Here is a 24181-nt window from a genome sequence, read left to right as displayed (position 1 = left end):
ACTGCATAAGATTGCTTTGGTGTAGGAACTTGAGCATCTCACAATTTGCCCCGCCCAAGCTATTCTTGTCTCACATAAGACTCTCGATAAACTAATCGTTTCAGGACTTTTCTACATCACTAAGCCAGCTAACTCATCTCCTCACATTCAATACAAACGACTTTAAACGCTTTTCTGAAATTACTGCGATCGATCCGCGTGATGTATGAGGGTCAAAGGTTTGGATCAATGCCGAGCGATCGTAATTGTTCGGCAAGTCTTTCGGCTCTTTGTTGTGTTGAGGTGCAGTTTCAGCGGGAGTAGGAACAATCTCACCATTGGCGATCTCATCATCAGCACTATGAATATTTTTGAACTACCGGAAAAATTTCTCGATCGAGAACTCTTTGAACCATTGATCGAAACGAATCAGCTTCTGATCGAACGCATTATTTCAACTGGACAAACCACACCAGAAAGCGAATGGTACGATCAGCCGCGAGATGAATGGGTATTGCTGTTGCAGGGTGAAGCGCAATTAATGTATGAGGATGGAACGTCGATCGGGCTTAAAGCAGGTGATTACTTGCTAATTCCTGCACATCAGAAACATCGTGTAAGTTATACCAGTTCTAATCCTGCTTGTATTTGGTTAGCAATTCACGCAGTGATGAATTAAACCTGATGAAGTCCGTCAGTCCGTTTTTGAAGAAGAAGCCGGAACGGTTCTGATTGAAGACGAGGTGATTCGTCTATTTACATTCGATCCTACTCAGGAGGTCATTGTGAAATGGATACCAACCTAAAACAAGCTATCCTCACCGTTCTACAGAACTACCTTAACTTTCTAGGCAATGATGCTGACACACAACTGCAAATGATTAGCGACGAAACAAATAATCATTATCTTCTTGTCGAACTGGGTTGGCAAAACGGGCGACGCATCTATGGTGCGCTGATCCATCTCGACATCATCAATGAGAAAATCTGGATTCAACAGGACGGCACTGAAGACGGCATCGCCAGTGAACTTGTCGCGATCGGGATTCCAAAACAACAGATTGTTCTCGGCTTCAAATCTGAGCAGCGGCGACGTATTACAGAATTTGCGCCATCTTGAAGCGGCAGAACAAGTCGCTAAACTGTAGTCATTTTTCACTCCGGTATTGTGCTGGACTTTACAGCCCCAACTAGAACTTTATCGACTCGGTTTCCATCCATATCCATCACTTCAAACCGCAAAGTATCCCACTCGAACGCATCCGCAGCAGTCGGAATTCGACCGAGATACATGACGACGAAGCCACCTAGCGTCTGGTAGCTTCCTCGTTGTTCTCCAGGAAGTTCTTGATCTTCAATGTGCAAAATCTCTTTGAATTGGTAGATCGGAAGCATTCCATCTAGTAGCCAAGAACCATCATCGCGCTGAACGGCTTGGGGTTCTGCAAGTTCTTCCACTGTTGGAATGTCACCGACGATCGCTTGCAATACATCGGTCAATGTGACCAATCCCTGAATCACACCATACTCATCCACGACAAAGGCGATCTGTGTTCCCGTTTGTTTGAAGAGTTCTAGAACTTTCAAAGCGCGAGTGCTTTCTGGAACAAACACGGGAGTTTGTAGTGAACTGGTAAACTCCAACGGTTGACCAGCCATTAACTTGACTAAAAGATCATAGGTCTGAACCACGCCCAGTAAGTGATCTAATCCACCTTGACAGACTGGAAATCGAGCATGGGAACTATCCATCATCTGCCGCTGGATTTCATCGATCGAGTCTTCCAAATCAATCCAGGTAATTTCTAATCTGGGAGTCATCAGAGAGCTAATTCGTCGATCGCCTAACCGAAACACCCGTTTCATGATGTCTTCTTCAGCCTGCTCGAACATTCCAGCTTCTGTGCCTTGCTCGATCATCACGCGGATTTCTTCTTCAGTCACAGGCGGTTCATCGGATGGGCGGATTCCTAGCAATCGAACCGCTAAATTTGTAGAGGCACTGAGTAGATAGACGATCGGGGCTGCGGCTTTTGCCATCAAACTCATGGGAACTGCTGCCCACGATGCGATCGTTTCAGGGGAATTCAATGCAAGTCGCTTTGGAACGAGTTCACCCACAATCAGCGTGAGATAGGTCAAAGTCAGAATCGCAATCCCGAAGGCAAGCGGTTGGCTATACGGTTCGAGAAAGGAAAACGATCGGAAAAACGGTTCGAGTCGTCGAGTCAGCGCTTGTTCCCCGAATGCACCCGACGCGATGCCGATTAAGGTAATTCCGACTTGAACGATCGCTAAAAAATTATTTGGTTGTTCTGCGAGTCGGAGTGCCGCTCTTGCTTTGGTGTCACCTTGATTGGCGCTTTGCTGGAGGCGGACTTTCCGAGCAGACACGATCGCGAGTTCGGACATGACAAATAGCCCGTTTGCCAAGGTCAAGAACAGGATGATCAACAGGTCTGAGGTTAGCGAATTCATTCGGAGAATTTTAGCCGAGAGCGACGAATTGTATAAGTGTATCTCCGATCGACGCTTGGATTGAGTTGAATTTGGGAGTGGGGAGTGGGGAGTGGGGAGTGGGGAGTGGGGCGATAGGGGCGAGGGGTGAGAAACATAACTTTGAGAACAGCAGAATCAACTCCCTACTCCCCACTCCCCACCTCTAGGTCGAAATTCCCGACTCTTCCAAATCCGTCTCATTCTGATTCGATAGAATGTAAAGACCCATTAAGCTCCCTGTCCGACATGGCTTTTTCTTCGATTACTCGCGCTCTCGGTCGATCGCCGTTGACGACTGAACTTCTCAGCAAACTTAAGCAACATTCGACGCTAAAACTCTCTGGCTTGTCGCGTTTGGCGAAAGGGATTGTCGCTTCGACCCTGGCGCAAACCAGCGATCGCTCTCTTTTGGTAGTCACGGCAACGCTGGAAGAGGCGGGGCGTTGGAGCGCTCAGATGGATGCGATGGGCTGGAATACGGTGCATTTCTATCCGACTTCGGAATCGTCGCCGTATGAGCCGTTTGATCCCGAAGCGGAAATGACTTGGGGACAGTTGCAGACTTTAGCGGATTTGGTTAAGGGATCAGAGAAAATGGCGATCGTGGCAACTGAACGCGCTCTACAGCCTCATTTACCGCCACCGGGAGCATTTTCGCCTTACTTTCTGACTCTGGAGAAGGGGAAAGAGGTCAATCTGGGACAGTTGGGCGATCAGTTAGCGAAATTGGGATATGAACGATCGAACTTAGTTGAAACTGAAGGGCAATGGAGCCGACGTGGAGACATTATTGATGTGTTTCCGGTTGCAGCAGAGTTACCTGTTCGATTGGAATTATTTGGAGATGAATTGGATCAGATTCGCGAGTTTGATCCGGGGACACAGCGATCGCTCGATCGAGTCACGCAAGTTACTCTTACACCAACGAGTTTTAGTCCAATTATTCAATCTGCATTAGATGAGACTGTTCTGGAGTATCTATCTCCCGAAGATCAGGAACGATTTGCAGAAGGAGTCTCGATCGAGGGAATGCGTCGCTTTTTAGGTTTAGCATTCGATCGTCCTGCAAGCTTATTAGACTATCTACCGAGTGATACGATCGTTGCACTTGATGAGCCTGAAATGACTCATGCACATAGCGATCGCTGGATCGAACACGTCGAAGAACAATGGCAAGAAGTTAAACCAACGCTGCCGAAAATTCATCGTAATTTAGAGGCTTCATTGATTGAAGTTGAGAAGTTCGATCGCATTCATCTCAATGAATTAGCCGAAGAGAAGAATGGTCTGAATCTTGCTTGTCGTCCGGTTCCTGCGATTCCACATCAGTTTGCAAGACTGGCAGAAACATTGCGGGGAGAACGCGATCGTAACTTTGCAGTTTGGCTTGTATCGGCGCAACCTTCGAGATCGGTAGCATTGTTACAGGAGCATGATTGTCCGGCGCAGTTTGTACCGAATCAGCGGGACTTTTTAGCGATCGACAAACTGCAAACTCAGCACATTCCCGTTGCAGTTAAATACTCTGGTTTAGCAGAACTCGAAGGCTTTATCTTACCCACCTTTCGTTTAGTCGTTGTTACTGATAAAGAGTTCTTCGGACAGCAAACGTTAGCGACTCCGACTTATGTTCGCAAACGTCGAAGAGCCGCTTCTAAGCAAGTTGATCCGAACAAGCTACAACCGGGAGACTATGTTGTTCATAAAAGTCATGGAATCGGGCAATTTATCAAGCTCGAAAGCTTAACGATTAACAATGAAACTCGTGAATACTTAGTGCTGAAGTATGCAGATGGATTGTTACGAGTTGCAGCCGATCAGTTAGGTGCGCTGTCTCGCTTTAGAGGGGTGGGAGATGCGAAACCTGAACTAAACAAGATGTCGAGCAAAGCTTGGGAGAAGACCAAAAGCAAAGTTCGCAAAGCAGTCAAAAAAGTTGCAGTTGATTTGCTTCAACTCTATGCACAACGGGCACAGCAGCAAGGATATACTTATCCGTCTGATATGCCTTGGCAGCAAGAGATGGAAGATTCTTTCCCGTATCAGCCCACACCGGATCAATTAAAAGCGGTGCAAGATGTGAAGCTTGATATGGAAAGCGATCGACCAATGGATCGTCTAGTCTGCGGTGATGTTGGTTTTGGTAAAACTGAAGTTGCAATCCGAGCAATCTTCAAAGCGGTCACTGCCGGAAAGCAGGTTGCCTTACTCGCACCGACGACGATTCTGACTCAGCAGCACTATCACACGATCAAAGAACGTTTTGCACCGTATCCGATTCAGGTTGGATTGCTCAATCGTTTCCGTACTCCTGAAGAGCGCAAAGACATTCAGCGCAGAATGATTACCGGAGAGTTAGACATTGTTGTTGGAACACATCAACTCTTAGGAAAAGGCGTTGCATTCAAAGATCTAGGCTTGCTAGTCGTAGATGAAGAACAACGATTTGGAGTCAATCAAAAAGAAAAGATCAAATCATTGAAGACTCAAGTTGATGTTCTGACACTGAGTGCAACTCCGATTCCGAGAACTTTGTACATGGCACTTTCGGGAGTGCGGGAGATGAGTTTGATTACGACTCCGCCGCCTTCTCGTCGTCCGATCAAGACTCATCTATCACCGTATGACGGGGAAATGGTGCGATCGGCAATTCGGCAAGAACTCGATCGAGGTGGACAAGTTTTCTATGTCGTTCCACGAGTCGAAGGAATTGAAGAGATTTCGGCTCGAATTCGAGAAATGATACCGGGAGTGAGAATTGCGATCGCACATGGTCAAATGCCCGAATCTGAGCTTGAATCAGTGATGCTCACATTCGGTGCAGGTGAAGCAGACGTGCTGCTCTGTACAACTATCATCGAGTCAGGATTAGACATTCCAAGAGTCAACACCATTCTGATCGAAGATGCTCAGAAATTCGGACTATCCCAGCTTTATCAGCTACGGGGTCGAGTTGGACGGGCAGGAATTCAAGCTCATGCTTGGTTGTTCTATCCGAAGCAGTATCAACTTTCAGATGCAGCGAGACAACGATTACGAGCATTGCAAGAATTTACCCAACTTGGATCGGGCTATCAGTTAGCAGTTCGAGATATGGAAATTCGTGGAGTTGGTAACTTGCTCGGTGCAGAACAATCGGGACAAATGGATGCGATCGGCTTTGATCTCTATATGGAAATGCTGCAAGAAGCCATCCAAGAAATTCGAGGTCAAGAAATCCCGCAAGTCGATGACACCCAGATCGATCTCAGTCTCACTGCCTTTATTCCAGCCGATTACATTCCTGACTTGGATCAAAAGATGAGTGCTTATCGTGCAGTTGCAGCAGCCCAATCAAAATCAGAACTCGTGCAAGTGGCAGCCGATTGGAATGATTGGTATGGACAAATCCCGATCGCGGCTCAACAGCTACTCCGCGTCATGGAACTAAAGCAAACCGCGAAGAAATTAGGCTTCTCTCGAATCAAACCGGAAGGTAAACAGCACGTGATTTTAGAGACTCCAATGGAAGAACCTGCTTGGAATTTGTTGAAGGAGAACTTACCGGAGCATCTGCGATCGCGCTTTGTTTTCACATCTGGAAAGGTTACGGTTCGCGGCTTAGGTGCGCTGAGTGCTGAGCAACAGTTAACGAACTTGATCGATTGGTTAAGTCGAATGCAAGGAGCCTTACCAGAACCCGCTTTAGTCTAAGCTATTCTGGTAGGAAAATTCTGAAAATGAATGGAAATCGTCTGGACACGTCATGCGGAGGAACGACAACAGCAATGGGAAAACCAGCGCGGAATCACACGAGAGGAAGTCGAAGCAGTTGTTTTAAATCCTGAACAGATTGTGGCTGACGAAGATGGCGTTTTGGTTGCACAATCTAGGAGAGGGAATGGACTATTACGAGTTCCTTATGCTGAAATTGGAGCAACCAAGCGAATTTTGACCCTCTATTGGACAAGTCAAGTTAATCGATACTGGCAGTAACACAAATGAGAATGCAGTATAGCCCTGATGCCGATATTTTGACGCTGGTTCTGCGAGAAACTTCCCCAGTGGACGCGATCGCAGAACCAGGCGGTGTAATTGTGAGTTACGACGAGGCGGGAGAACCTGTCAGCGTTGAATTTTTGAATGCTTCAAAACGTCAGATAATCCGTCCGGGAGAAACGAGTTTACCGATTCAGTAGACCATCTTTTGCTAGGGAGCAATCGCAGAAGAAATCGCAGAATCTCAAACTGTTGAAGGAGAATCTACTGGAGTATCTACGATTGCGCTTCGTGTACACGTCTGGAAAAGTTACCGTTCGTGGCTTGGGTGCGCTCAGTGCAGACCAACAATTAACTAAGCTGATCGATTGGCTTAGTCGGATGCAAGGAGCTTTACCTGAACCCGCATTAGTCTAATAAAAACAGAAAGATCCAACTCCCTCAAACGGCTGAAATTGATAGTCTTTCAGCAATGAATTGTAAGCTGGATCTTTCTAATTTTTGATTCATTGTAAATAAACACAAGTCCGTCCTTAGAGGCATTTTCTCCTTAAGTAAAGTCGTTAGCTTTGCTATAGATGGCAATTCAATTTGCCGCAAGTGAATCAGAAAAATTTTGCTTTAGGAGATACATCATGGTAAGCGAAAATCAATATTCTACGACCCAAACCAGCAATCCTCAGCAATCGATGTCCACGTCTCAATCCGAGTATCGTCCGACATCTAGCAGCTATCAGCCCGAATCGACCTCCCAATCTGGAGCAAACTACCAGCCCCAATCGACCTCTCAATCTGGAGCAAGCTATCAGCCCGAATCGACCTCTCAATCTGGAGCAAACTATCAGCCCCAATCGAACTATCAGCCCGAAATCAAATCGGACAGTTCTTCTAACTCAGCGCTCACTAGAGCATTGATTGGTGGATTGATCGGAGCCTCGATCGGACTTTTAGCAGGTAAAAAGCTGTCGCAAGGATTCAAACGGGCTTCCAAAGGATTTGGTAAAGCGCTCGGAACGATCGGAGAAGGATTGGGAACGACCGCAAAAGGAATTGGAGAAGCTGCACAAAGCATCGGTGATGGCGTAAGCTATGCCGTTGTGGGCGGAACATCAGATGTTGCACAGAGTGTCTCTCAAGGTGTTCAACAAGTCGCATCCAGCACTGCAAGTGTGATTCAGCAAACAGGCGAAGCAATCAGCCAAGGAACGCAACAAGCTGCTTCTAAGACTGCAAATGCGGTTGATCAAACTGGAAAAGCAACCAGCCAAACCATTAACGATGTTGCTTCTGCTGCACAGTCTTCTAGCTCATCGATGATGGATCAAGGAATGTCCGAAAAATCGATCGAGATGGATATCGATTCGATTCAGCCCTCTAAGATGGACGTGGAACCCTCCTACGGTTATTCCAGCACGAGCGACGAAGTAGCAGTCGATCCGGTTGCCAACTTCTACGAAACCTTTGAGCGGGCAGACTGACTGAACGACTCAAGTGAGCAAATTAGGAGACGTGCGATCGTGGAGAATAGCAATCAGTTCTCAACAGCAGAAATGCCTCCGGTGAATGGTTCTAGTTATTCATCGGCAGGAGAACCGGGAAATGGAAATGGCTTGTCTAAGATTGTCATTGGAGCCTCGATCGGGGCACTTTTGGGCGGTCTGGTTGCGTCGCTTTTGACCCCAGAAACGACAACGCAATTTAATCGAACGATTCGGAATGTCGGAGGAACCGTAAAATCTACGGCTGACAATCTCAATGAGGCGGTTCAGCAGCTTGGTGTTGCGGTGAACAGTGTGGCTGAAAACATTGATGGTTCTACCAAAGATGTGAATGAAGCAGTCGATAGTGTCACAACAAACGTCAGTGACACGGTAAGAAGTACGGTAAGTACGGTTCGACAAACGGCAGAAGGGGTTAATGCAACGGTGAAAACCGTGGCAAATGCGGTGAATGCAGTAAGAGCGATCGCGAAGGATGTTCAACAAACTCCGACTCAGCGCATCGTGAATCTGCCAGCCGCTGCTCCGTCACCGGATAAGCCGAATGATGAAACTCTGTATAAGTTAGTTCCAGTGAATCAAGAGCAATCATAGTTCACTGAGAGATTATAGCCGTACTTATTTCAGTTAGGACACTTCGAGATCGCCCCCCAGCCCCCAAGTTTGGGGGAGCCAGAGTCTTAAGCCCCCAGAATTGGGGGTTTGGGGGCGACTTCGAGGATATCCTAATCTAAACTTCTACTGCTATAACCAAAATAAAAGTGCAACTGAGCAAGATAAATTCCTGACTCAGTTGCACTTTTTTAAGTTCGACGTTTTGATATTGTTACAAAATCTCAAACTCTTTTACTTCGAGAATCTGTCCGATCATGGCAAAGCTCATGACATCCTCACGGATCTCGCCTTCGACTTTGACTTTAAGACCCGCTTCTTGAAGGTCTTTCGGGGGATTGTGCAGCTCGTAAGACTTGCCATTGTCGGCATCGATCGCCCAAGTCCCGGTTCCAAATCCTTTGCGCTGAATTACACCTGTGAGAGTCATACCGTTCGTTCTCCTGCTTGTAGAGCTAATCGCGCCAGTCCAAAACAGAGGATAGCTTGAATGACGAGATAGGTTCGTCCGAGTAAACCGCCACCGAGCCACATCAGTTGAGGATCAACGATCGCGCTAATTCCCAGAAAGGCAGTCACCCCGATCGTGGTTCCGATCGCGAACGATCGTCCTTGAGAATTTCCTAACAATAGCGCAAGCAGAATAAACGGAATCACCACACTGGCAGAGATTGGATTGAGTGCGCTACTGGCTTGAATCGCGCTACCAAGTTCGGGTAAGGAACTTCCTAAGATGCGGAATGGAAATTGCGGCATATCAAATCGGTACAGCCCTTTAAGGAAGAACAATCCAGAGCTTCCCATGACTAAACCGGATGACATTGCCCAACTCCAGTTAAAGGGGAAGTAGACTTTCAAGAACCAAGCTAGGAGATAGGAACCGATCACCATTCCAAGCTTCGGTAACAGTGCAATTACACCACCATCAATCCAGAACACCGGATTGAGATAGCCATTATCACGCAGCCAGCGGAAGAAGTCATTAAACGTAATTTTGCCGTGGAGTGCTAATTTCACTGCCGCAGACGCATCGAGTTTTCCGGCTCCAAAATGGTTCAATTCATCCGATTCTACTTTTCGTGCGGATTGGGTCAGCACTGCTAAAACTCGATCGGGTTCGGTCACACCTGCGGCTTTAATCAATGCTGCGACACCCGCAACGTGAGGAGCCGCCATACTTGTTCCTTGAAAGGCTGCAAAGACCGATTCACCTGTTTGCGGATCGAATGTGTTTTGCAGAATTCCACCTGCTTCACCTTCGAGAGTGGAGCCGCCCGGAGCAGAAATATCAACCCCTGCGCCATAGTTGGAATAGAAAGCCTTTTCACCAGAAGCATTCAACGCTGCAACCGCGATCGCATGAGGATATCGAGCCGGATAATCCGCTGCATTCTGATCTGAGTTTCCTGCTGCTGCAACGACGACCACTCCTTGACTGTGAGCATAATCGATCGCATCTTTCAGAACAGAACTTTCGCCACCACCACCCAAACTGAGGTTAATTACATCCGCTTTGTTATCGGCTGCAAATCGAATTGCTTCAGCAATATCCGCGACCGTTCCACCCCCAAACGAACTGAGGACTTTCAGCGGCATAATATTCGCTTCGTAGGCAATTCCGGCAACTCCGAAATTGTTATTGGTCGATTGTGCGATCGTGCCTGCGACGTGAGTTCCATGTCCGTTATCATCTGCGGCATCGTCTCGATCGTTGACGAAATCGTATCCAGCAACAAAATTGGTCTGCTCTAAATCGGGAACTTTTGAGACTCCAGTATCAATCACCGCAACTGTGATCCCCCGACCTTTCGTTTCTACCCAACCGGATTCGATGTTGATATTGTGCAAATTCCATTGTTTGCTGTACATCGGATCATTGGGAGCTAGAGCCGATAGCTTTGGATCTGAATTGGAACCGACGGATTTGAGGGTTTCACCTTCGGGAATGCGATAGATATAATCTGGCTCGATCGCTTCGGTATATCGTTTGATCTCGGATTGCTTCAGAGCCTTCAGAAGCGCCTGATCACCAGGGATAATGTAGAGATGTTCAGCCTGTGAAAATTGGCTATTTAACTTCGGGTGAACATTGTATTTTTGAGCGATCGCATCCAATTGAGTTTGAATTTCAGCAGGTGCGAGATCGTCGCGGAAATCGAGAATAATGCGATCGTAAGTTCCTTGAGCCGCTAAACCGGGAAATTGTACGATCGCCCAACCCAATCCCACAAGAGCAAGGGCGATGATCAGGAGCTTTCTCATATAGAATCCGTATCTAATCCTATTTGCATTCTCACCATAGCCGATACCTCTGTTCTCGTGTGTTTAGAACGGTGAAGCTATACGATGGGAAATGTTTCTTGAATAGATTCGATTATGATACACGGACTGTTGTGGTTGCCATTGTTGGCGGCATTTATCGGACTCGCGTATGCGGGATGGAATGAGTATCAAACACTCGAAACGTATCGTCGCTGGGCAGAACCGTTTGGACGGGCGAAATTTGATATCTATTCGGTTTTGGGACAGAAAGAAGATGTTTTAACCGTTGGAAAGGCGACTCGGAAAGCGGTAACTGAAACCGATTCTTTTTCGCTGAAGTCGGTAGAAAATATTCGATTGCTTGTGAACGATCAAGCGATCGATTTGAGTGCGCCACCGAGTAAGGGAAAGAAAGTTGCATTGGCGTTTGAATTAAGCGATCGAACCATTGAGGTTCCTTTTACCCAAATCGGACTTGCGGCGAAATGGGGCGAAGTATTGACGAAAGACTGGCAGGAAATGAAATGAAAGCGTTGAAAGCGATTTTACCGAGTCGAGATCAAAAAGGATTAAGACGAGCATTGATTTTAGCGGCGATCTTTTTTTGTCTCGTATTGGCTATTTCGCTCAATCGCTATTTCTCTTTTTATACTTCTTATGATCAAGGACTGTTTAACCAACTGTTCTGGAACAATCTACACGGGCGTTGGTTTCAGAGTTCTCTCACGTCTGCAAATTCGGTTGCTTCACTGGAAGATGGAAAAACACCGATCGTCAATTTCATCCATCTAGGTCAGCATTTCGTTATTGATTTTCTTTTATGGTTGCCGCTCTATGCGATTTTTCCTCACCCAGTTACTTTAATTGTGTTGCAGGTTGGATTGATGACTGCTGGCGGATTAATGCTCTATGCTCTAGCACGACAGCGATTATCTCCACAATTATCGGTTTGGATTACAGGTAGCTATTACAGTGCAATTCCGGTGATCGGTTCAACCGTTGCTAACTTCTATGAGCATTGTCAGATTCCCCTGTTTGCATTTGGAACATTGTTGGCACTGGAGAAGAAAAACTGGGTTTGGTTTTGGATTGGTGTCGCTTTAGTGCTGGGAGTTCGACAAGAAATCGGCATCATTCTCTTTGGGATTGGAGTTTACTTGCTGATGAGTCGGCGACATCCTTGGATTGGAGTTGCCCTCTGCCTGGTTAGTTTTAGCTATGTGGCATTCGTTACCAATGTGATTCAGCCACGATTTTCTGAAGATGTGTCGCGATTGTATTTAGCCAATCGGTTTCGGCAGTTTGTGGATACCGATGAGCCAACCACATTACAAGTTTTGTGGGGGATGATTACGAATCCGATTCGGCTTGCAGGATATCTCTTTTTGCCGATCGATCGACGCATTAACTATCTAGCAGGTCATTGGGTCGCTTTAGCGTTTGTGCCTGCGGTATCAGGAGCAGCTTGGATCATGGCTGGATTTCCGTTAGTCACAATCTTTGCTCAATCGGGACGAACTGCTTTAACGATTTGGCTGCGATATGCGGTCACAGTCGTTCCAGGAATGTTCTATGGGGCGATTCTGTGGTGGGAGCAGCATCCGCAATACTTTACGCCAAAGTTTCGACGCTGGTGGAAAGTGTGCATCGTGTTGTCTCTGATTTTTATGGTGAGTGGCAATCCGAATCGTGCTTTTTCGTTCATCATTCCCGATTCGGTTCGCCCTTTAGTGTATGTTCCATTGCCTCGCCAGTGGGAACACGCAGCACATATCAACAATGTGATTCGCAATGTTCCAGAAGAGGTAAGTGTCAGTACGACAACCCATTTGATTCCGCAGCTTTCGTCGCGCCGCATCATTGTTCGATTGCCTGTGCTGGAGATTTACAACGAGCAAAAACAGATTGTTCAAATTGAGTATGCGATCGCGGATCTCTGGAATCTCAAAGAATACAGCCGAGCCTTCAAAGATAGCCGCTCTGAACTTTTCCGAACTTTGCCTGTTCTCGAAAAATTAGTCAACGAGAATCAGTATGGAGTGCAACAGGTCGAAGATGGTGTGGTGATGATGGTGCGAGGTCAGCCTTCAAATCCAGCGATGTTGGCGGAATGGCAGAAATTACTGGTGCACCTAAAGTCGGCTTAAGAGGGTGTTTGAGAAGCAATCGTTCATCGCATTTACCCGCCCGGAAATGAATCTCCGGGCTAATCGCGGGAAGCCCACTAAACTGGGCTAAGAACTCCATATTACTCTCTTAGCCCGCTTCAGCGGGGTTTCCTCCATTAGCCCGGAGATTCATTTCCGGGCGGACTCGCAACGCAGCAAAGCCGCTTTTTATACTTTTCAAACATCCTCTAAGTCGGATTTTGCTCAATCGGATAGATTTGCTACTCTGAGTACAACTACGCTCCTTTACGCTCAGAGTAGGGAGCGCTTTTTATTTCTTGAGGAGAGGCATTAGATGGGAGCACTCAAAGGACGGGATTTATTGAAATTGTCAGATCTCAGTACAGATGAAGTGATGGAACTGTTAGACATCGCGGCACAACTGAAAACGGGAAAATTAAGCCCGCGCCCGATCGTCAATGGTCATACGCCTGTGTTGGGATTGTTGTTTTATAAAGCCTCGACTCGAACCCGTGTGAGCTTTTCCACTGCAATGTATCACTTAGGCGGACAGGTTTTGGATCTGCCTTTGAATGCCACCCAAGTCAGTCGCGGAGAACCGATCGCAGATACGGCTAGAGTTCTCGATCGATATCTCGATATTCTCGCAATTCGCACCTTTGAACAGTCCGATCTCGAAACCTTTGCGGATTCGATGGAAATTCCGGTCATTAATGCGCTGACTGATCTAGAGCATCCGTGTCAAATCCTGGCAGACTTGCAAACGATTCAAGAGAAATTCTCTACACTGTCCGGTCTGACTCTCACTTATGTCGGGGATGGGAACAACGTGGCGCATTCTCTCATGATTGGATGTGCGCTCGTGGGGATGAATGTTCGGATTGCAACTCCAGCGGATTACAGACCGGATTCCTCGATCGTTGAACTGACCCAAAAGATTGCCGCTGGAAAATCAGAAGTATTGCTCACCGAAGATCCGATCGCTGCCACAAAGGGCACAAACGTAATCTACACCGATGTTTGGGCAAGTATGGGTCAAGAAGATTTAGCTGAAAGTCGGATTCCAATTTTTCAACCGTATCAAGTGAACGATGATCTGATGAGCTATGCAGAAAAAGATGCGATCGTGCTTCATTGCCTTCCCGCTCATCGAGGCGAAGAGATCACGCATGAGGTCATGGAAGGGAAACAATCGAAAATTTGGGATCAAGCTGAGAATCGGATGCACGCACAGAAAGCATTAATGGCGAGTTTATTGGGTGCAGTCTGAGAATGTTGTAAACTTTTGTAATAGGACATTTTGTAACTGCAACTATGACAAGCTCTCCTGGATTCGGTAAGAAGGTTCACAAAGAGAAGAAAAAATCGACTGGAAACGAGAAGCGGGTACAAGCTTCAAAACAGTTCGATGATTTCAAATCGCAAGGGCTACCGGAATATGAAATTTATCTCCGAGTCCAGGGTAAAAAACAGCTTCAATGGTTTCCGATCGGTGCGGTCGCAGTAAAACGATCGACCCAAATCAACGCTGCTATTTTTGCCAATGAAGAAGAATTACTTAAAGGCGCGTTCCGGCTGTTCCCCAAACTGCGACAAGAGCGCGATTCCTTAGAGTATGGATATCGGTTGAAAGAATTCAAAGACGAAGAGATTCAATTGGCAGTTCGTCCGCAACCGGGTGTAGGGAACGCGGTGCAGAATGCGATCGCGTCTGTGGGCGAAAAACTTGGTGGATTGTTCAAACCAAAGTCTGCCTAATTTTCAACAAAAAAGTGCCCTCGCTCTGGAAAACTTGGAGTGAGGGCACTTTTTTTCAACTAGCTTTCGTAAGCGTCCATCGGTAAGCAAGAACAAACCAAATTACGATCGCCATACGCATTATCAATTCGCCCCACAGCCGGATAGAACTTGTTTGCACGAGTCCAAGCCGTTGGGAAAATCGCCTCATTGCGAGAATAGGGACGATCCCAAGTTTCAGAAGTGAGATCGACAACCGTATGAGGTGCATTTTTCAAGAGATTATTTGTTCGATCGACCTTTCCAGTTTCGATCAGTCGAATCTCTTCTCGAATTGCAATCATCGCATCACAGAATCGATCGAGTTCTGCTTTTGATTCGCTCTCGGTTGGTTCGACCATGACCGTTCCAGCCACGGGCCAAGATACCGTAGGCGGGTGGAAGCCGTAATCGATCAGTCGTTTGGCAATATCATCGACTTCGATTTCTGCACTCTTTTTGAACTCTCGCAAATCGAGAATACATTCGTGCGCGACTAAGCCGTTTTTGCCTTTGTACAAGACTGGATAGTGACCTTCGAGCCGTTTGGCAATGTAGTTTGCATTCAGAATTGCAATCTCAGTCGCTTCGGTTAATCCTTGACCGCCCATCATGGCGATGTACATCCACGAAATCGGCAAAATGCTGGCACTGCCCCAAGGAGCCGCTGACACTGCCCCAATTCCTTGTTCTGTACTGGTTGGGATTACAGAATGATTGGGCAAGAACGGGACTAGATGCGCTGCAACCCCGATCGGTCCAACTCCAGGACCCCCACCCCCATGTGGAATACAGAACGTTTTATGCAAATTCAAGTGGCAGACATCTGCACCAAAATCACCAGGGCGGCAGAGTCCGACCTGAGCGTTCATATTCGCGCCATCCATGTAAACTTGTCCACCGTTCTCATGCACGATCGAACAAATTTCGCGAATGCCTTCCTCGAATACGCCATGCGTTGAAGGATACGTCACCATCAAAGCCGCGAGATTATCCCGATGCTGTTCGGCTTTGGCTCTGAGGTCAGCGAGATCAATATTGCCTTCGGAGTCACACGAGATCGCGACTACTTTCATGCCTGCCATCACTGCACTCGCGGGATTCGTTCCATGTGCAGATTGTGGAATCAGACAGATATTTCGATGAGCATCACCACGATCGAGGTGATATTGTCGAATTACGAGCAATCCAGCGTATTCACCTTGTGATCCAGCATTCGGTTGCAGTGAAATTCCAGCAAATCCGGTGATTTCAGAGAGCCAGGATTCAAGCTGATTGAAGAGTTCTTGATAGCCTTGAGTTTGGTCGATCGGGGCAAATGGGTGCAACTGTCCAAATTCTGCCCAAGTGATCGGAACCATTTCTGCGGTTGCGTTTAGCTTCATTGTGCAAGAACCGAGCGGAATCATTGCAGAAGTGAGCGACAGATCTTTGGATTGCAAGCGATACATATACCGGAGCAATTCGGTTTCCGATCGATAAGCTGAAAAGGTCGGATGCGTCAGATATTCAGAAGTTCGGGCGAATGTTGCTGGAATTTGCACACTCGGAATTTCAGGCAATTTTGCTCGATCGCTAAAACTCTTGAGAATATCGACTAAATCTTTTTCCGAAGTCGTTTCATCGATCGAGATTCCAACGGTATCGGCATCAATCTTGCGTAAGTTAATTCCCAGATTTAATGCTTGTGCCAAAATCTGAGCGGCTTTTCCTGGAATTTCGACTCGTAACGTATCAAAGTAAGATTCAGAGCCGAGTTTGAAGCCTGATTTAGAGAGCGCGATCGCCAATTGAACGGTCATGCGATGAATGCGATTGGCAATATTTTTCAAGCCTTCTGCACCATGATAAACGCCATACATTCCAGCAATTACAGCCAGTAGAACTTGCGCGGTACAAATGTTACTGGTGGCTTTATCGCGTCGGATGTGTTGCTCACGAGTTTGGAGTGCCAATCTTAAAGCAGGCTGACCACTGCGATCTTTTGAGACACCGACTAATCTTCCTGGGAGTTGCCGTTTGTAGGCTTCTTTTGTCGCAAAGTAAGCGGCGTGGGGTCCACCATAACCGAGGGGAACTCCGAATCGTTGAGTATTTCCGATCGCAATATCGGCTCCGAATTCTCCCGGTGGCTTCAACAGCGTCAAACTGAGGAGATCTGCCGCGACGGTGACGAGCGCTCCGGATTGATGAGCACGATCGATAAATTCGGCATAGTCATAAATCGCGCCATCGGTGGCTGGGTATTGCAACAAGGCTCCGAAGATCGGCGTATCGAATTCAAACGTCCGGTGATCGCCCACAATTACATTGATTCCAAGCGGGAGCGCACGAGTTTGAATTACCTCGATCGTTTGGGGATGACACGCGCTCGACACCCAAAACGTTTTCGCCGCATTCTTCACCAATCCGTAGCTCATCGACATCGCTTCCGCTGCCGCCGTTCCTTCATCGAGCAGAGACGCATTCGCGATTTCTAGCCCTGTCAGATCCATCACCATCGTTTGATAGTTCAACAGCGCTTCGAGGCGACCTTGAGCGATTTCGGGCTGATAGGGCGTGTACTGTGTGTACCAACCGGGATTCTCTAAAATGTTGCGCTGAATCACTGGCGGCGTAATGCAGTTTGAGTAGCCCATCCCGATAAACGATCGCATGACTCGATTTTTTGACGCGATCGCTTTCAAATCTCGCAGCAATTCATACTCGCTCTGTCCCGCTCCGATTTGTAACGGGCGTTGGATTCGGATCGTTTGTGGAACCGCTTTGGCAATCAGATCTTCAACAGACTTCAAGCCCAATGCTGAGAGCATCGCTTGAATGTCATCGCCTCGGACTCCGATATGACGATCGACAAAGCGATCGGTGTAATTCAATTGAGTTTGAGCGGGAGTGCGATCGATCGAGTCGGACGAATCGAATTCGACGGTAGAGCGCTCACTATAGTCGGACAAAATCGGCGTAGAAGTGGGTTCAGACATAGGATACCGGAATCGCTAAGGGACAGAAAAATTCCTAAAATTCAGTCGATGAACATTCACAATATCAAATCAATTAGAAACATTCTGCAACAATTAACTCGTAAGCGAAACCGAAGAGAGGTAAATCTACCATGAAGATGCGATTTAGATTCTAGAAATCTGAGAGGAAAATCGTGAGTTTGGGTTTTAGAGCATGTTTGAAAAGTATAGAAAGTCATTTCACTCCGATGTCCTCTCGCCCCGGAATGGAATTCGGGGCTAACAGCACGAAGTCCACTGAAGGGGACTGGGAGAACGCTTTCAGAGTCTTGAGTCCCGTTTACTGGACTTCGCACCGTTAGCGCCGACTTCTAGTCCGGGGCGGGTGAATGCGTCCGAACGGCTACTTCTCAAACATCCTCTTATATCGTCTTCGCTCTTTCTTGTTATCCTGGTTGACATCCATTTTCCTCAGATTGAATGCCAGTGGATGCAGAACAAGCTCAATTAATCGATCGCTACCGGAAACTCGACCCGCTCAAACGCCAAATCGTTCGTGTGTATTCGATCGCGTATGAGCCAATCAGTCGGACTGCATTTTTAAGCTGTTTTAATCCGCTCGGTACGAGAAGCGCCACAGGTAAGACGTATACCACGACCGAACTCAAGCCGCATTTCGATCGCTTACTGCAAGACGAGTTTCTCGTTCCGTCTGGTCAATCAACAATTTGCAATCCGCTAATTGCTGAAGTCGCGACTCGTGAAGCGATCGAGCTAAACGAATTTCATACGATCGCGGCTGCGGTGAATGAACATATACCGATTCACACCTACGGCAAAATGGGACCTCGCTATTTCACTGGCGAGCGACAGTTTCTCCGCGAAGTTCGGATTGGCTTGTATCAGAACAATCTCACCTTTGTAGCGGAGCAATTCGAGGACTATTATCGATATGCCAATCAGAAACAGAGAATGTCGATCGAGGATGTTCTCACTTTCATTTGCAGCAATCCGTTTGATTCAACTTGGTTCCGTACCTTAGATCCAGATATCTATCAGACTGCTTTAATCGGAGTGTTGGGAGATTCTTATCAGCATCTTATTCCCGCTCATGAAGCCTTTCAGCTACTACAAGAAGACTGTGCAGCGGAATCGGTGAAGTTCAAGTGGCAGCCTTTATTGTTAGCTGAACAGTTGTTGCTACGCGGACAACTCGAACAAGCTAGAAACGTTCTAGAAAACTTGCCAACGGAGTATCGAGAGAGTGGTGCTGCTTTGTGGGGATGGTTCAATCTGTTGAATCAGGATACCGAAAGCGCGATCGCACAATTCTCGATCGCACTCCAAACGCTGAGAAAAGGCACTGGAAAACGTAAAGCTTACTTTCAAGCTGTGACCGGATTGTTCTTTGTGCTGGCATTGATCAAAGACGGATCTCCACAGCGACTAGAAGAAGCGAAAACGTATTGTGCGATCGCGAAACAAGCAAAATTCTGGCTCAATTCTCCCTACGAGACTCTAGAGAAAGTCATTCAACTCCAGCAAGGTGATATCGCTCAGAAAGAGTGGATTCTCGATCTTGCTCCCTATCGAAATCACTACAGTTTAGAAACAATTATCAATGCACTCGCTGTGTATTGGACAGATGTGGACAGTGCAAAACGATTGTTGTCTCGTGGCTTGGAAGCGTTTTATGAACGAGCAAGCGCCGCAGGCTATGACTGGATTGCCCTTGAAACTGCTGCCCTGTTAGCAAAGTTCAAACCGCGTAGTAAGTTTGTTGAAATTACAGAACAACTTGTGCGATCGACAGGTATCACCCCAATGATCGATTTAGTGCGATCGCAAGAACCTTGGGAACTCTGCCTGAATGCGTTAGTGAACTTACAAAAAGAACCGACTAAACCCAGTAAAGCTGAGACAAAACAGCGATTAGCTTGGTTTGTGACGTTGTTCCAAAATCATTGGTTACTGCAACCTAGAGAACAATCTTTGAATGCACGAGGACAATGGGGCAAAGGTCGAAATGTTGCACTGAAACGATTGGATAAATCGATCGATGAATTTTCCTATCTGACTGAGCAAGATCGGCGGGCTTGTGCAGAACTGAAAGCGACTCCGCAGGGCTATTACGGACAGATGGATTATAAGTTTGGGGAAAGAGCGATCGCGGCTTTGATTGGTCATCCTCATGTGTTTTGGGAAGATACAAATGTGCAGATCGAGATTGTCCGAGGCGAACCGGAATTGATGGTGAAAAAGGGGAAGAGCGATCGTTTAACGTTGCAGCTTTCACCCGCACCAAAAGAGAATCAAAGCATTCTGGTAATTAAGGAAAGTCCAACACGACTGAAAGTGATTGAACTGACTCCAGAGCATCGTCGGATCGCGGAAATTCTAGGATCAAAGAATCAATTGGAAGTACCTTCGGCTGCAAAAGATCGAGTGCTATCCGCCATTCATGCAATCTCTGGATTAGTAACCGTTCACTCTGATATTGGTGGCGGTGTAAGTGCCGAAGAAGTTCCTGCTGATCCAACTCCGAACATTCATTTACTACCAGCGGGAACAGGTCTAAAAGTTTCTGCGTTAGTTCGTCCTTTCGCAATTGGTGGAGCATACTATCGTCCGGGAATGGGTGGCGAAACGGTGATTGCTGAGATTGACGGGAAGCGATTGCAAACCACACGAGATTTACGACAAGAACGGAAGCTTGCAGAAAGCGCGATCGCAGATTGTCATACGCTCGATGACTACGAAGAAGAAGACGGGGAATGGTGGATCGAAGATCCTGAAGCTTGCTTAGAACTGTTGCTCGATTTGCAAGACTTAGGCGATCGAGCCATCATTTCACATCCTGAAGGTGAAAGATTCCGCATTCGGAAACAGGTTGGACTGGGAGATTTTCAGCTTCGGATTCAACGCGAACAAGATTGGTTCTCTGCGACTGGCGGAATCAAGCTGGATGAAGAGTCTGTCCTGGAAATGCAGCAATTGTTGAGATTGCTTGGACATACAGAAAGTCGGTTTGTTCAATTAGAAGATGGACAGTTTCTTGCACTGACTGAAGAGTTTCGCAAACGGTTAGAAGAATTCAGAGCGATCGCACAACAGCATGGAAAAGGGACAAGGTTTCATCCTTTAGCCGCAGTCGCGATCGAGGATTGGATTGAAGATGTTGGAGATCTCGAAGTCGATCGGAATTGGAAAGCTCATCTCAAGAAATTGAAAGAGATCGGAACGCTTGATCCGGTTGTTCCTTCAACGCTACAGGCAGAACTTCGAGAGTATCAGATCGAAGGGTTTCGCTGGATGGCAAGACTGGCTCATTGGGGTGTGGGGGCTTGTTTGGCGGATGGAATGGGATTAGGAAAAACATTGCAATCGATCGCGCTCATCCTCACTCGTGCTGCGAATGGTTCAACCTTGGTCATTGCTCCAACTTCGGTGTGCTTGAACTGGATTAGTGAAATTGATCGATTTGCTCCAACTTTGAACGTTGTTCAGTTTGGAAGTGGCGATCGGCAAAAAGTGATCGATCGCCTTCAACCGTTCGACGTGCTGGTTTGTAGCTATGGATTGCTTCAGCAAGATGATGTGGCGCAACTATTAGCGAATGTTGAATGGCAAACAATCATTCTCGACGAAGCACAATCGATTAAGAACTTTGCAACGAAGCGATCGCAGGCTGCAATGAACTTAAAAGGCGGCTTCAAACTGATTACGACAGGAACCCCGATCGAGAATCATTTAGGCGAACTCTGGAATTTGTTCAGATTCATCAATCCCGGATTGCTCGGCTCAATGGAGCAATTCAACGAACGATTCGCTGTCCCGATCGAGCGATTCGAGGACAAACAAGCCCGAATTCGACTGAGAAAATTGATTCAACCGTTCTTACTACGCCGCACCAAGAGCCAAGTCCTACAAGAATTACCTTCGCGAACTGAGATTGTGTTGCACGTTGAACTGAGTGCAGAAGAACGCTTATTCTATGAAGCTCTCAGAAAAAGCGCGATCGAGCGACTTTCAGAATCCGATGCGGTTGCAGGACAAAAACATCTACAAGTTTTAGCAGAAATCATGAAGCTGCGTCGGGCTTGCTGCAATTCCCGTTTGGTCACTCCAGAGTCACCGTTACCCAGTTCCAAACTTCAGCTATTTGGCGAAGTTCTTGAAGAACTCTTAGACAATCGCCACAAAGTTTTAGTGTTCAGTCAATTCGTTGATCACTTACACATCCTGCGAGATTTTCTGGACGAAAAAGCGATCGCTTATCAATACCTTGATGGCAGCACCTCGATTAATGAGCGCAAAAAACGGATTAACGCTTTCCAATCCGGTGAAGGCGATGTGTTCTTAATTAGCTTAAAAGCAGGCGGAACTGGACTGAATCTCACAGCCGCAGACTATGTGATTCACATGGACCCGTGGTGGAATCCAGCAGTTGAAGATCAAGCCAGCGATCGCGCTCATCGAATCGGGCAACAGCGACCCGTCACGATTTACCGACTGGTGGCAAAAGAAACGATCGAGGATCAAATCGTAGAGTTACACCAGCACAAACGCGAATTGGCAGATAGCTTGCTCGAAGGCACAGAGATCAGCGGCAAGGTTTCGACTGATGATCTTTTACAACTGATTCAGGCAGGCTGATTGATTAGTCGCAGCGTTTGATGAAGCAAATACAGCGATCGCTTCATAATTTACAGCGTTTAGTTAGACGTACACAGGGTTTTATGAAGCGTACGCAGCGATCGCTTCAAAATTCACAGGGTTTTATGAAGCGTACACAGCGATCGCTTCAAAATTTACAGCGTTTAGTCAGACGTACACAGGGTTTTATGAAGCGTACGCAGCGATCGCTTCAAAATTCACAGGGTTTTATGAAGCGTACACAGCGATCGCTTCAAAATTCACAGCGATCGCCACGGTACAACGATTAATTCCGTAGTTCTATCAACTTCCTTCAACCATGCCACGATAGTCATCCGCCGACATTGCACTCTCCAACTCAGACGAATCACTCACCTGAACTTTGATCAGCCAGCCCGACGTATACGGATCATCGACCAACTTTTCTGGAGCATCGACCATTTCCGTGTTCGCTTCCAACACCGTACCGCTCACAGGCGATTTCAAATCTTCCACGGCTTTCACCGATTCCACCGTTCCGAAGTTCTCGCCTTTCTGCACCTCGGTTCCAGGTTCCGGTAATTCCAGAAACACAATATCGCCAAGTTGGTCGATCGCGAATGCAGTAATGCCGATCGTGGCAGTGTTGCCATCAAGTTTGGCGTATTCGTGAGAGTCAGTGTATTTCAGCGTTTCAGGATAATCGAATGCCATGAGCGGTCTGGGGGTCAAATTGCATCTTCTATTCTATTTGGTTGCGCGGTAGAACGGACGCTTAACCACGATCGCACCATAATTTTTTCCGCGAATTCCAATTTCTACGAGTTGTCCAGGCTTGGATAATTCAGTCGGAATATAGCCCAGTGCGATCGCTTGTCCCACCGTTGGCGCTAAGGTTCCACTCGTGACAATTCCTACTTCTTGCCCGTCTGCAAAAATCGGATAGTCATGCCGCGCAATATTTCTTCCCTGCATCTGTAAGCCGACGAGCCGTTTTTTGACTCCATTTTGTTTCTGGTCTTCAAGAATCGATCGACCAATAAAATCCCCTTTCGTATCGAGATGCACGAGCCAACCTAATCCCGCCTCAAGTGGTGTCGTCGAATCGTTGATGTCTTGTCCGTAAAGTGCCATTGCAGCTTCCAATCGCAACGTGTCCCGCGCTCCCAATCCACAAGGAACGACACCCGTATCGAGTAACGATCGCCAAAGTTCGATCGCGCCTTCAGGATCAAGCATGACTTCAAATCCATCTTCCCCGGTGTATCCAGTTCGAGCAATGAACGCAGAATGACCGAGAATCTTAGTCTCTAAATGTCCAAAGGGTTTGAGATGAGAAAGATCTTGATCGACGATCGCATTCAAATGCTCAACTGCTTTTTTACCTTGAACCGCAATCAAAGCTTGAGAATCAGAGAGATTTTGGAATTCAACCCCGCTCAAATTTGCAGCCATCCAATCGAAATCTTTCTGAGTCGTTGCCGCATTCACGATCACCGTCCAGCGATCGTCACCCTGAAAGTAAAAAATCAAATCATCGATAATGCCACCCTGTTCATTCAGCAACACTGTGTATTGAGCTTGTCCGGGCTGGAGACGGCTTAAATCGGAAGGAACGAGCCGTTGAATCTGAGGCAGCACATCCTTGCCTGTGAGCGTAAATTTGCCCATGTGAGAAATATCGAACATTCCAGCATCAGCGCGGACTGCATGATGTTCCTGCGTAATTCCACCAAATTGGACAGGCATTTCCCAGCCAGAAAAACCAACCATCCGGGCATTTAGCTCGATCGCTAATTTATACAACGGGGTGCGGCGCAAAGAATTCAAGGGAGCAACTCACAACATAAAG

20 protein-coding genes are annotated in these 24181 nt (G+C 47.1%); 14 read left to right on the top strand and 6 right to left on the bottom strand.

The annotated features are described in order from the left end of the window. The first annotated feature begins 340 nt into the window (after nucleotides 1-340). The gene (locus ACQ4M5_RS27755) at nucleotides 341-658 is read left to right on the top strand and encodes a cupin domain-containing protein (protein ID WP_430678999.1); all 318 of its coding nucleotides are present in this window, start codon (nucleotides 341-343) and stop codon (nucleotides 656-658) included. Between the two features lie 111 nt (nucleotides 659-769). Continuing rightward, nucleotides 770-1099, top strand: coding sequence for a XisI protein (locus ACQ4M5_RS27750; protein ID WP_430678998.1), 330 nt, complete (start codon nucleotides 770-772; stop codon nucleotides 1097-1099). 35 nt (nucleotides 1100-1134) lie between these two features. Here ACQ4M5_RS27750 and ACQ4M5_RS27745 read toward each other — a convergent pair whose 3' ends face one another. Continuing rightward, nucleotides 1135-2457 (bottom strand): hemolysin family protein, encoded by a 1323-nt coding sequence (locus ACQ4M5_RS27745; RefSeq protein ID WP_430678997.1) that lies wholly within the window; start codon nucleotides 2455-2457, stop codon nucleotides 1135-1137. Between the two features lie 267 nt (nucleotides 2458-2724). Between ACQ4M5_RS27745 and mfd the strand changes: the two genes are divergently transcribed. The 6 genes from mfd (at nucleotide 2725) to ACQ4M5_RS27715 (ending at nucleotide 8549) form a co-directional block, all read left to right on the top strand. Further along, a complete protein-coding gene (gene mfd, locus ACQ4M5_RS27740) occupies nucleotides 2725-6171 on the top strand; it encodes a transcription-repair coupling factor (protein WP_430678996.1) in 3447 nt (1148 codons plus the stop codon). 30 nt (nucleotides 6172-6201) lie between these two features. Beyond that, a complete protein-coding gene (locus tag ACQ4M5_RS27735; protein ID WP_430678995.1) occupies nucleotides 6202-6453 on the top strand; it encodes a DUF4258 domain-containing protein in 252 nt (83 codons plus the stop codon). Between the two features lie 5 nt (nucleotides 6454-6458). Then, nucleotides 6459-6656: a DUF2283 domain-containing protein gene (locus tag ACQ4M5_RS27730; RefSeq protein ID WP_430678994.1), complete on the top strand. Its 198-nt coding sequence runs from the start codon at nucleotides 6459-6461 to the stop codon at nucleotides 6654-6656. A 91-nt stretch (nucleotides 6657-6747) separates the two neighbouring features. Next, nucleotides 6748-6873 (top strand): hypothetical protein, encoded by a 126-nt coding sequence (locus ACQ4M5_RS27725; protein WP_430678993.1) that lies wholly within the window; start codon nucleotides 6748-6750, stop codon nucleotides 6871-6873. A gap of 218 nt (nucleotides 6874-7091) precedes the next feature. Further along, nucleotides 7092-7934, top strand: coding sequence for a hypothetical protein (locus tag ACQ4M5_RS27720; protein ID WP_430678992.1), 843 nt, complete (start codon nucleotides 7092-7094; stop codon nucleotides 7932-7934). Nucleotides 7935-7973: 39 nt separating this feature from the next. Continuing rightward, nucleotides 7974-8549: a hypothetical protein gene (locus ACQ4M5_RS27715; protein ID WP_430678991.1), complete on the top strand. Its 576-nt coding sequence runs from the start codon at nucleotides 7974-7976 to the stop codon at nucleotides 8547-8549. A gap of 232 nt (nucleotides 8550-8781) precedes the next feature. Here the strand turns inward: ACQ4M5_RS27715 and ACQ4M5_RS27710 are convergent, their stop codons facing one another. Together ACQ4M5_RS27710 and ACQ4M5_RS27705 are read right to left on the bottom strand one after the other, a co-directional pair. After that, on the bottom strand, nucleotides 8782-8997 hold the full coding sequence (locus ACQ4M5_RS27710; RefSeq protein WP_430678990.1) for a hypothetical protein: 216 nt from the start codon (nucleotides 8995-8997) through the stop codon (nucleotides 8782-8784). Next, nucleotides 8994-10829, bottom strand: a complete 1836-nt coding sequence (locus ACQ4M5_RS27705; protein ID WP_430678989.1) for a DUF5942 domain-containing protein — start codon at nucleotides 10827-10829, stop codon at nucleotides 8994-8996. The genes ACQ4M5_RS27710 and ACQ4M5_RS27705 overlap by 4 nt, the downstream gene beginning before the upstream one ends. Before the next feature lie 114 nt (nucleotides 10830-10943). On the opposite strand from ACQ4M5_RS27705, the gene ACQ4M5_RS27700 reads away from it, so the two are divergent. The 4 genes from ACQ4M5_RS27700 to ACQ4M5_RS27685 all read left to right on the top strand — a co-directional run bounded on the left by ACQ4M5_RS27700 (nucleotide 10944) and on the right by ACQ4M5_RS27685 (nucleotide 14716). Further along, nucleotides 10944-11357, top strand: a complete 414-nt coding sequence (locus ACQ4M5_RS27700) for a hypothetical protein (RefSeq protein WP_430678988.1) — start codon at nucleotides 10944-10946, stop codon at nucleotides 11355-11357. Beyond that, entirely contained in the window at nucleotides 11354-12976 is a 1623-nt protein-coding gene (locus ACQ4M5_RS27695; protein WP_430678987.1) for a DUF2079 domain-containing protein, read from the top strand. Before ACQ4M5_RS27700 ends, ACQ4M5_RS27695 begins: the two co-directional genes overlap by 4 nt. Before the next feature lie 316 nt (nucleotides 12977-13292). After that, a complete protein-coding gene (gene argF, locus ACQ4M5_RS27690; RefSeq protein ID WP_430678986.1) occupies nucleotides 13293-14228 on the top strand; it encodes an ornithine carbamoyltransferase in 936 nt (311 codons plus the stop codon). Nucleotides 14229-14272: 44 nt separating this feature from the next. Continuing rightward, the gene (locus tag ACQ4M5_RS27685) at nucleotides 14273-14716 is read left to right on the top strand and encodes an HHL1-like protein (RefSeq protein WP_430678985.1); all 444 of its coding nucleotides are present in this window, start codon (nucleotides 14273-14275) and stop codon (nucleotides 14714-14716) included. A gap of 59 nt (nucleotides 14717-14775) precedes the next feature. Here the strand turns inward: ACQ4M5_RS27685 and gcvP are convergent, their stop codons facing one another. Then, complete coding sequence (gcvP, locus tag ACQ4M5_RS27680; protein WP_430678984.1) at nucleotides 14776-17715, bottom strand: aminomethyl-transferring glycine dehydrogenase; 2940 nt, start codon at nucleotides 17713-17715, stop codon at nucleotides 14776-14778. Nucleotides 17716-18174: 459 nt separating this feature from the next. On the opposite strand from gcvP, the gene ACQ4M5_RS27675 reads away from it, so the two are divergent. Together ACQ4M5_RS27675 and ACQ4M5_RS27670 are read left to right on the top strand one after the other, a co-directional pair. After that, nucleotides 18175-22350 (top strand): DEAD/DEAH box helicase, encoded by a 4176-nt coding sequence (locus ACQ4M5_RS27675; protein WP_430678982.1) that lies wholly within the window; start codon nucleotides 18175-18177, stop codon nucleotides 22348-22350. Nucleotides 22351-22433: 83 nt separating this feature from the next. Next, on the top strand, nucleotides 22434-22640 hold the full coding sequence (locus tag ACQ4M5_RS27670) for a hypothetical protein (protein WP_430678981.1): 207 nt from the start codon (nucleotides 22434-22436) through the stop codon (nucleotides 22638-22640). A 13-nt stretch (nucleotides 22641-22653) separates the two neighbouring features. On the opposite strand, the gene gcvH is transcribed toward ACQ4M5_RS27670, so the two are convergent. Beyond that, a complete protein-coding gene (gene gcvH, locus ACQ4M5_RS27665) occupies nucleotides 22654-23043 on the bottom strand; it encodes a glycine cleavage system protein GcvH (RefSeq protein ID WP_430678980.1) in 390 nt (129 codons plus the stop codon). Nucleotides 23044-23076: 33 nt separating this feature from the next. Further along, nucleotides 23077-24159 (bottom strand): glycine cleavage system aminomethyltransferase GcvT, encoded by a 1083-nt coding sequence (gcvT, locus tag ACQ4M5_RS27660; RefSeq protein ID WP_430678979.1) that lies wholly within the window; start codon nucleotides 24157-24159, stop codon nucleotides 23077-23079. Between the last annotated feature and the right edge of the window lie 22 nt (nucleotides 24160-24181).

Source organism: Leptolyngbya sp. AN10 (genome assembly GCF_050565645.1).
Taxonomy (GTDB): domain Bacteria; phylum Cyanobacteriota; class Cyanobacteriia; order Leptolyngbyales; family Leptolyngbyaceae; genus Leptolyngbya.
The sequence above is the reverse complement of the archived record's forward strand: the minus strand, read 5'-3'. Positions and strand labels throughout refer to the sequence as shown.

Bases quoted from the DNA above. Each gene is read 5' to 3' on its own strand.
- argF (WP_430678986.1), top strand. From the start codon at position 13,293: ATGGGAGCACTCAAAGGACGGGATTTATTGAAATTGTCAGATCTCAGT.
- mfd (WP_430678996.1), top strand. From the start codon at position 2,725: ATGGCTTTTTCTTCGATTACTCGCGCTCTCGGTCGATCGCCGTTGACG.
- ACQ4M5_RS27675 (WP_430678982.1), top strand. From the start codon at position 18,175: ATGCCAGTGGATGCAGAACAAGCTCAATTAATCGATCGCTACCGGAAA.
- gcvP (WP_430678984.1), bottom strand. From the start codon at position 17,715: ATGTCTGAACCCACTTCTACGCCGATTTTGTCCGACTATAGTGAGCGC.
- gcvH (WP_430678980.1), bottom strand. From the start codon at position 23,043: ATGGCATTCGATTATCCTGAAACGCTGAAATACACTGACTCTCACGAA.
- ACQ4M5_RS27730 (WP_430678994.1), top strand. From the start codon at position 6,459: ATGAGAATGCAGTATAGCCCTGATGCCGATATTTTGACGCTGGTTCTG.
- ACQ4M5_RS27750 (WP_430678998.1), top strand. From the start codon at position 770: ATGGATACCAACCTAAAACAAGCTATCCTCACCGTTCTACAGAACTAC.
- ACQ4M5_RS27710 (WP_430678990.1), bottom strand. From the start codon at position 8,997: ATGACTCTCACAGGTGTAATTCAGCGCAAAGGATTTGGAACCGGGACT.
- ACQ4M5_RS27700 (WP_430678988.1), top strand. From the start codon at position 10,944: ATGATACACGGACTGTTGTGGTTGCCATTGTTGGCGGCATTTATCGGA.
- ACQ4M5_RS27705 (WP_430678989.1), bottom strand. From the start codon at position 10,829: ATGAGAAAGCTCCTGATCATCGCCCTTGCTCTTGTGGGATTGGGTTGG.
- ACQ4M5_RS27695 (WP_430678987.1), top strand. From the start codon at position 11,354: ATGAAAGCGTTGAAAGCGATTTTACCGAGTCGAGATCAAAAAGGATTA.
- ACQ4M5_RS27670 (WP_430678981.1), top strand. From the start codon at position 22,434: ATGAAGCGTACGCAGCGATCGCTTCAAAATTCACAGGGTTTTATGAAG.
- ACQ4M5_RS27735 (WP_430678995.1), top strand. From the start codon at position 6,202: ATGGAAATCGTCTGGACACGTCATGCGGAGGAACGACAACAGCAATGG.
- ACQ4M5_RS27720 (WP_430678992.1), top strand. From the start codon at position 7,092: ATGGTAAGCGAAAATCAATATTCTACGACCCAAACCAGCAATCCTCAG.
- ACQ4M5_RS27685 (WP_430678985.1), top strand. From the start codon at position 14,273: ATGACAAGCTCTCCTGGATTCGGTAAGAAGGTTCACAAAGAGAAGAAA.
- ACQ4M5_RS27755 (WP_430678999.1), top strand. From the start codon at position 341: ATGAATATTTTTGAACTACCGGAAAAATTTCTCGATCGAGAACTCTTT.
- ACQ4M5_RS27745 (WP_430678997.1), bottom strand. From the start codon at position 2,457: ATGAATTCGCTAACCTCAGACCTGTTGATCATCCTGTTCTTGACCTTG.